Genomic DNA, 8,347 nt, shown 5'->3' on the forward strand with positions numbered 1-8,347 from the left:
GGAGCGGGGTCTGGGGCGGAGCCCCAGTTGAGGGAAGAGGCGGGGAGGGGAACAGCCCGCCGCAGGCGCCAAGCCCCGCCGGACACCCCCTAAGCGGAGGGATGGGGACAGGCCCCAGGGGCTCCCGCGAGCAGACACAGTAATGGCCCGGTCTCTCAGGCAGATTTGCCGTCGATCCGGGCCATGGCGTCTTCCGCGCCGTATGCCTGAAGGTATGGCAGCCAGCGCGGGTCCCTATGCCCCGTGCCGATGATCCGCCACGCGAGCCCCGAAGGCGGCGCGGGTTGATGGCGCAGCCGCCAGCCGATCTCGGCGACATGGCGGTCTGCTTTGACATGGTTGCAGCGACGGCACGCGGCGACCACGTTTTCCCAGGTGTGCTGCCCGCCACGGCTGCGCGGGATGACGTGATCGACGCTGGTTGCGACGCCACCGCAGTACGCGCATCGACCGCCGTCGCGGGCGAACAGCGCGCGGCGGGTGAGCGGGACGGGGCCGCGAAAGGGCACCCTCACAAAGCGCTTCAGCCGGACGACGCTGGGTGCGGGGATCGCGCGGGTAGCGCTGTGCATCAGGGCGCCTGAGTCCTCGAGGCTGATGGCCTTGTCATTGAGGACGAGTACGAGCGCGCGGCGGAGCGGTACGACGCCGAGGGGCTCGTACGACGCGTTGAGGACCAGGACATGCGGCACGGGGGCCTCCTTGTACGCCGGCGGCGCGTGGCTCGCGCCGGGACGATCTCCCCCAGTTTCCCCTGAACCCTGGCCGGAACGCCACTATCACCGGGTTAACGGTTGAGAGGCATTTCCGCGTACCGCGCGTATACCGCCCGCGCGCGGTAGGGGCGGCGGCCCCTTGACCACCGTCCCGACGGCCTTACGGCGCCCTCGCGCGCGCAGTGGGCGAGGGCGGGACACCCGACGGAGTGGCAAGAATCACGGGACCGTCCGGGCGGTGCCGCCGCCCGGCCCCGACCGGGGCAGAAGGTGGAATTGCGGCCTCCGACCCCGCTCATACGCGCCCCCTGAGCACCCTCGCGCGCTCTCGAACACAGGAACGGCGCGCCTCGCGCCCGGCTACTGTGTCAGAGGTTGCGCGCGCGGGTGATCCGTGCGGGCATGTCGCATACGAAGGGTTTCTGCTGTGTTCTGGTCCGCTGCTCTGGCCGCAGACTCGACGCCTCGTCCCACGACTCTCGACGATGCGCAGAAGAGCGCCACGAACGCCGCGGGCTGGGTGGAGGAGAACTGGTCCACCTGGCTCGGCATCGGCCTGCGCATAGCTCTGATCCTGATCATCGCCTTCGTGCTCCGGTCCGTCGTCCGGCGGGCGATCACCAAGCTGATAGAGCGCATGAACCGCACGGCCCAGGCCGTCGACGGCACCGCGCTCGGCGGGCTGCTGGTCAATGTGGAGCGGCGGCGACAGCGGTCCGCGGCGATCGGCTCGGTGCTGCGCTCCGTCGCCTCGTTCATGATCATGGGCACCGCGGCGCTGATGATCCTCTCCGCGTTGCAGATCAATCTGGCGCCGCTGCTGGCCAGTGCCGGGGTCGCGGGTGTGGCGATCGGTTTCGGCGCCCGCAATCTGGTCACCGACTTCCTCTCCGGTGTCTTCATGATCCTCGAGGATCAGTACGGGGTCGGCGACACGGTCGACGCCGGGGTGGCCTCGGGCGAGGTGATCGAGGTCGGGCTGCGCGTCACCAAGCTGCGCGGGGACAACGGCGAGATCTGGTACGTGCGCAACGGCGAGGTCAAGCGGATCGGCAACCTCAGCCAGGGCTGGGCGACGGCCGCGCTCGATGTCCAGGTCCGGGCCGAGGAGGATCTGGATCACGTCCGCTCCGTGATCACGCAGGTCGGTGTGGACATGGCCAAGGACGAGCCGTGGAACGAGCGGCTGTGGGAGCCGATCGAGGTCCTGGGGCTCGACGCGGTCTATCTGGACTCGATGATCGTCCGGGTGTCGGGGCGGACCATGCCCGGCAAGTCGCTCGGGGTCGAGCGGGAGCTGCGCTGGCGGATCAAGAAGGCGCTGAACGAGGCGGGCATTCAGCTCGTCGGCCGGCCCCTGGACCCGGAGCTTCAGACCGAGGGCGTCGATCCTTCGGCCACCACGGCGGCGCCGTCGGCGCTGTCCAACCCGGACTCGCCGCAGTCCACGGCGGCCAGCCCGCTCTCCTCCCCCGGCGGTCCGGCCGCCACTTCCTCCGCGACGGTGCCGCCGCCCGCGCAGAAGTAGGCGCACCGCACGCCCAGAGGCAAGCGCGCCGCACACCCAGAAGCAGGCGCGCGGCGGACACGCCAGGGCTCCCGCCCCTCGGAGGGACGGGAGCCCGATGGGAACCGTAAGGAGCTCAGGCCCGGCTCAGCGGCGGTGGTGTCCGCCGAACGAGCCGAGGTAGCCGGCCGCGGGGGTGCCCACGCCGGTCACATCGTCGTAGCCCACGACCGCGTGCAGCGAGCTGTCCCGGCCGAGGCTGCGCAGCGAGGTCACCAGCCCGTCGGAGTCGTCGTGGCTGTTGACGTAGTCGACCCGGACCACGCCCAGCGAGACACCGGCGCCCAGCGGGTGGTCGGTCACATCGTGGTACGAGGCGGTGCCGTACCGGTCGTACAGCGACGGGTTGGCGAAGCCGATCGGCTGGCCGCCACGCGCCTGCTGGGCGAGCGCCTGGACACCGGCGATCACGGGCGCGGCCAGCGAGGTGCCGCCGATGCGGTACTCGCCGTACTGGAGCGAGCCGTCCGGGAAGCTCTGCGTCTGGCCCACCAGGAAGCCGGTGTTGGGGTCGGCCACGGCCGCGACGTCCGGGGTCACCCGCTGCTTGGCGGTGCCGCCATTGGCCAGAGCGAGCGAGTCCGGCACCACTCCGCGCTGGTAGAAGGGCTGGGCGACGGTCTTGCTGGTGCCGCCGCCGGCGCCGGAGGTGTACCCGCCGGGCAGCGCGTCCCAGTTGGTGCCGTCGGCCGAGAGGTTGGCCTTGGTGGTGCCCCAGCCGGTCTCCCACTGGTACTTGTCGCCCTTGCCGACGGCCAGGGAGGTACCGCCGACCGCCGTCACCCACGCCGAGTTGGCCGGGGTGTCGACCTGCTTGGTGCCGGTGGAGGCCACGTTGTCGCCGTTGTCACCGGAGGAGAAGTAGAAGCCGATGCCCTCGACCGCGCCCTGCTGGAAGATCTGGTCGTAGGCGGCGGCCACATCCGGCGTCTCGTTGGCCTCCACATCGCCCCAGGAGTTGGAGACGATGTCGGCCAGCCGGTTGTCGACGACCTTGGCGAGCGAGTCGAGCAGATCGTCGTCGGTGCAGGAGGCTCCGCCGACGTAAGTGATGTCGGCCGCGGGCGCCACCGCGTGCACCGCCTCGACGTCGAGGGTCTCCTCGCCGTACCAGCCGCCCGCGTCGCACTCCTCGGTGTTCCGGTAGTCGGCCGGCAGCACCTGCGTCAACTGGCCCTTGCGGTAGGCCGGATCGCCGTTGCGCTGAGCGTACTTGGCGGCGTCCGCGGCGATCGTCGGCGAGGCGAAGGCGTCGGTGATGGCGACGGTGACACCCTTACCGGTGTTACGGCTCTTGGCGCCGTAGGCGGCGCGCAGTTGCTTGCCGGTGTACCCCTTGATCGCGTACGGCTGCTTGGCGCCGTACGCCGACGGCAGGCTCCGGTTGGTCCGGGAGCCGTAGGAGGTGGAGAACGGCCCGGCGTTCTTGAAGACCGGTCCGGGGGGCGGGAGGGTCTCGTCGTGCTTGGCCCGCTTGGGCGCGTTGTCCAGGCCGACGACGGTCAGCACGGCGCCATGGAGCGAGGCGGGCACGGTGGCCGCGTTCGACGGCGCCCGGTAGACCGTGCCGTCCTTGGTGTAGTTGTGGAGCTGGGTGCCGAACGCCCGCTCGGCGGCGGCGACTTCGCCGGTGACGGACAGATAATGCTGGTTGCCGCCGGTGACTTCGAGCCCGGCGCCCTTCAACCAGGCGGTCACGGCGTCCTTCTGTTGCCGTGTCGCTCCGAAACGTGCCTGGGTCTGCCGGGCCGAGAGATACCTGCCGTAGTGCGGCGAGGAGGGGTCGGAGACGGCCTTCGCGTAGTCGGCCAGCCCCTTGGCGTCCCGTCCGGCGAGGTAGACGCGGGCGGTGACCTTATTGCCGTCATCGGTGGCGCCGCGGTCCGAACGCACCGTCGCCCAGGTGGGCTTGGTGCCGCTCAGGGTGTCACGGCCATGTGGTGCGGAGTCGGCCTGGGCCGTGGGTATGCCCAGTGCCAGCGCACCGGCCACCAACGGCAGCGCCGCCGCCAGCCCCAAGGCCGTGCGCTGTCTGGAACGGGCCGCGCGCTTCCGGGAAGAAGAAGATCTCACCAAACCCCCTGCGATACGAGTAGTCGCATTCCGGTGGGGGCCGACGATCACAGCCACCCCACCGGAGGCCACTCTTACGGTGACTTGTCCATGCCAGGTACATGCGAGATCCATCTCTTCGCCAAGAAGCCGCCAAGGAAAGCCCACCCATCACCCATTGACGCCACCCCGGTCCGCCCCCTAGCTTGCTGTTCATCAATAGGAAACTTTCTTAACAGAGTGAGGACGGGGGCAGCACATGGCCGCACCACCCGGCAGCAGCACGCAGGGCGGCACGCCCGGAACCCCCCGCGTCCTCCGCGCCATGAACGACCGCGCCGCACTGGAGCTGCTGGCCGCGCACGGGCCGCTCACCCGGACCCGGCTCGGGGAGCTGACCGGGCTGTCCAAGCCCACCGCCTCCCAGTTGCTGACCCGCCTGGAGTCCGTCGGCCTGGTCCGCACGACCGGCAATGTCACCGGACGGCCGGGGCCCAACGCGCAGCTCTACGAGATCGATCCGGCAGCCGCCCATGTGGCCGCGCTCGCGGTCGACCAGGAGGGCATCACCGCCGCCGTCGCCGACATCACCGGCCAGGTGGCCGGTGAGCACCGGGTGACGGCTCCGGCGACCGACGAGACCCTCACCAACCGGACCGGAGAGCTGGTCGCCGAGGCGGTGGACGGCGCGCTGGCCGCCGCCGGGCTCGGCCGCGACGATCTCCACTCCACCGTGATCGGCACCCCCGGCGCGCTCGACCCGCGCACCGGGAAGCTGCGCTACGCCCCGCATCTGCCCGGCTGGCAGTCCCGCACCCTGCGGGACGAGCTGGCCGAGGTGCTGCACACCCCGATCGTCATCGAGAACGACGTCAACCTCGCCGCCATCGCCGAACAGCACCATGGCACCGCCCAGGACTTCGACGACTTCGCGCTGGTCTGGGCCGATGAGGGGGTCGGCGCGGCCATCGTGCTCGGCGGCACCCTGCTGCGCGGCGCCACCGGCGGGGCCGGGGAGATCGGCTATATGCCGCTGCCGGGCGCCCCGCTGGCCCGGGGCGGACCGGACGCCGCCGCCCGGCCGGACGGGGGCGGGGGGTTCCAGATGCTGGTCGGCTCGCCCGCCGTCGTGGAGCTGGCCCGCGATCACGGGATCGACGCGCCCACGGCCACCAAGGCACTCGCCACCGCGCTGCGCACCCCCGGCGCGGGCGACGAGGTGCTGACCGAGCTGGCCCGGCGGCTGGCCAGCGGGCTGGCCTCCGTCGTCGCCGTGGTCGACCCGGAGCTGGTCGTCCTTTCGGGTGAGGTTGCCCAGGCCGGCGGGGAGCGCCTGTGTCAGCTTGTCGAGGCCGAGATGACCGGTCTCGCGCTGCCCCGCCCGCAGTTGCGGATCAGCGAGATCGAGGGGGATCCGATTCTCATCGGCGCACTGCGGACGGCGGTCGCCGATGCCCGTCAGACCGTTTTCGACACCGCCCGATTCGACGCCTGATTCACCGTCCCACTCTCCCCGTACATCCTCGTTTCTCCCCGTACTTCCTCGTTCATCATCCGGCGCCCGCACCGCCGCTTCCCCCTGCCGTCCCCCGTACCGCAGTAAAGGAAGTCCCCCATGCCACGAAAACTGGCCGCTCTCGCGTCGGTGCTGAGCGCCGGCGCCCTCCTTCTGACGGGCTGCGCCAATCCCAGTACCGGCAGCGCAGAGGACGATCCGACCAAACCCGTCACGCTGAAGTTCTGGCACGGCTGGTCGGAGAAGAACGAGGTCAAGGCGATCGATGCCAGCATTGCCCGGTTCGAGAAGCTCCATCCCAATATCAAGGTGAAGGCGACCGGGAATGTCACCGACGCCACCGTGAACCAGGCGCTGCGGGCCGGCGGAAGCGATGCCCCCGATGTGGTCTCCTCCTTCACCACCAACAATGTGGGGCAGTACTGCTCGTCCGGGATGTGGGTGGACCTCAATCCGTTCATGAGGAAGACCGGGCTGGACAAGGCCAAGGTCTTCCCGAAAACGCTGCTGGACTACACGAGCTACGAGGGCGACCAGTGCGCCCTCCCGCTGCTCGCCGACGCGTACGGCATGTACTACAACAAGGACGCCTTCGCGGAAGCGGGCATCAAGCGGCCGCCGCGCACCATGTCGGAGCTGCGGCGCGACGCCGTCAAGCTGACCAAGCGCACCAAGGGCGGCGGCTATGAGCGGGTCGGCTTCATGCCCAATTTCCGGCTCTACCAGAACAGCCCGGACCGGCTCTTCGCCCAGTGGGGCCCGTCCTATTTCGGCAAGGACGGCAAGGCGCGGCTGGCGAAGGAGAAGGCGGCCAAGGAGTTCTACGCCACCACCCGGGAGCTGGCCCGGAGCCAGGGCGGCTATGGCCCGCTGGAGACGTTCCGCACCTCCTTCGGCGATGAGATGTCGTCGCAGAACGCCTTTCTCACCGGAAAGCTCGCCATGCACCTGGACGGCGAATGGCGCGGGCTCTTCATGGAGGGCGCCAAGTTCAAATGGGGCACCGCTCCGCTGCCCGTGCCCGACGACCGGCCCGAAACCTATGGCCGGGGCTATCTCACCGGCACCGTGGTCGGCATCGCGCACTCCAGTACCCACCAGAACGCCGCCTGGGAGCTGGTGAAGTTCCTGACCGCCGACACCGATCAGGTGGTCGCCTTCGCCAACGCCATTCACAATGTGCCGTCCACCAAGGCGGCGCTCACCTCCCCGAAACTGGACTCGAATCCCACCTTCCGGGCCTTCCTCGATATCGCGCAGAACCGCTACAGCACCGCCCTGCCGCCCTCGATCAACGGCGGTCAGTACGTCACCTCGCTACAGGACTTCTCCTACGGCGTCGAGGCGGGCAAGGTGCACGATCTGGACGCGGGGCTACGGAAACTCGATGACGAGATAGACGCCGACAATCTCCAGGCACAGAACTGACGGAGTGCGATATGGCCACCTTGACGAACGCCCCCGCGCTGCGCCGCAAAGCACGGCGAGAGCGGCTGCGCACCCTCGGTTTTCTCTCCCCCTGGCTGGTCGGCTTCACCGTCTTCTTCGGCTATCCGCTGCTCGCCACCGTCTACTTCTCGTTCATGCACTACAACCAGATCGAGGCCCCGACCTTCGTGGGGCTGCGCAACTGGCGTTATGTGCTGGAGCAGATGCCGCTGTTCGGACCGGCGCTGTGGAATACGCTCTGGCTGGTCGTGGTCATGGTCGCGCTGCGGGTCGTCTTCGGCCTGGGCATCGGGCTGCTGGTCACCAAAATCAAGTCCGGGGTGGGATTCTTCCGCACCGCCTTCTATCTGCCGTATCTCGCCCCTCCGGTGGCGGCCACCGTCGCCTTCGTCTTTCTGCTCAATCCCGGTACCGGCCCGGTGAACGACATCCTGGGGAATATCGGGATCCACGCGCCGAACTGGTTCAACGACCCGGCCTGGGCCAAGCCGTCCCTCGTCCTGCTCTCCCTGTGGGGCATCGGGGATCTCATGGTCATCTTCATGGCGGCCCTGCTGGATGTGCCCAAGGAGCAGTACGAGGCGGCCGAGCTCGACGGGGCCGGGGCGCTCCACAAGTTCCGCTATGTGACCTGGCCGTCGATCACCCCGATCGTGATGTTCGCGGTCGTGACGGGTGTCGTCCAGACCATGCAGTACTACACCCAGGCGCTGGTCGCCGGAAAGCTCGCCTCCGGGGTCAGCGTCGGGCCCGGATCGGTCATCCAGCCCGGCTATCCCGACCACTCCACGCTCACCGTGCCGCAGCTCGTCTACTCGCTCGGCTTCCAGAACTTCAACACCGGAGCCGCCTGCGTGCTCTCGCTCGTGCTGTTCGCGATCGCGATGGCCGTGACGACGCTGCTGATGCGCAAGCGTGCCGGACTGCTGTCGGCCGAGGACTGAGCCGAGGACTGAGAGGACCGATCCGCCATGACCGCCACCACCGCCCTCTCGGCGCCGTCCGCGCCCGCGCGGCCCGCCGCCGGCCGCTCCCCGGCCCCCGCCG

6 protein-coding genes are annotated in these 8,347 nt (G+C 69.6%); 4 read left to right on the forward strand and 2 right to left on the reverse strand.

Annotation, left to right across the window (positions count from 1 at the left end; genetic code table 11):
* Positions 1-155 precede the first annotated feature (155 nt).
* On the reverse strand, positions 156-692 hold the full coding sequence (locus tag KN815_RS29600; RefSeq protein WP_093461819.1) for an HNH endonuclease: 537 nt from the start codon (positions 690-692) through the stop codon (positions 156-158).
* 451 nt (positions 693-1,143) lie between these two features.
* Between KN815_RS29600 and KN815_RS29605 the strand changes: the two genes are divergently transcribed.
* Positions 1,144-2,244, forward strand: coding sequence for a mechanosensitive ion channel family protein (locus KN815_RS29605; RefSeq protein WP_216344946.1), 1,101 nt, complete (start codon positions 1,144-1,146; stop codon positions 2,242-2,244).
* A 126-nt stretch (positions 2,245-2,370) separates the two neighbouring features.
* On the opposite strand, the gene KN815_RS29610 is transcribed toward KN815_RS29605, so the two are convergent.
* A complete protein-coding gene (locus tag KN815_RS29610; protein WP_253209317.1) occupies positions 2,371-4,296 on the reverse strand; it encodes a S53 family peptidase in 1,926 nt (641 codons plus the stop codon).
* Between the two features lie 298 nt (positions 4,297-4,594).
* On the opposite strand from KN815_RS29610, the gene KN815_RS29615 reads away from it, so the two are divergent.
* The 3 genes from KN815_RS29615 (at position 4,595) to KN815_RS29625 (ending at position 8,244) form a co-directional block, all read left to right on the forward strand.
* The gene (locus KN815_RS29615) at positions 4,595-5,830 is read left to right on the forward strand and encodes an ROK family transcriptional regulator (protein ID WP_216344948.1); all 1,236 of its coding nucleotides are present in this window, start codon (positions 4,595-4,597) and stop codon (positions 5,828-5,830) included.
* Between the two features lie 120 nt (positions 5,831-5,950).
* Positions 5,951-7,279 (forward strand): ABC transporter substrate-binding protein, encoded by a 1,329-nt coding sequence (locus KN815_RS29620; protein ID WP_216344949.1) that lies wholly within the window; start codon positions 5,951-5,953, stop codon positions 7,277-7,279.
* 11 nt (positions 7,280-7,290) lie between these two features.
* Complete coding sequence (locus KN815_RS29625; RefSeq protein WP_216344950.1) at positions 7,291-8,244, forward strand: carbohydrate ABC transporter permease; 954 nt, start codon at positions 7,291-7,293, stop codon at positions 8,242-8,244.
* Positions 8,245-8,347: the final 103 nt, after the last annotated feature.

The sequence above is a fragment of the Streptomyces niphimycinicus genome (assembly GCF_018883605.1).
Lineage (GTDB): Bacteria > Actinomycetota > Actinomycetes > Streptomycetales > Streptomycetaceae > Streptomyces > Streptomyces niphimycinicus.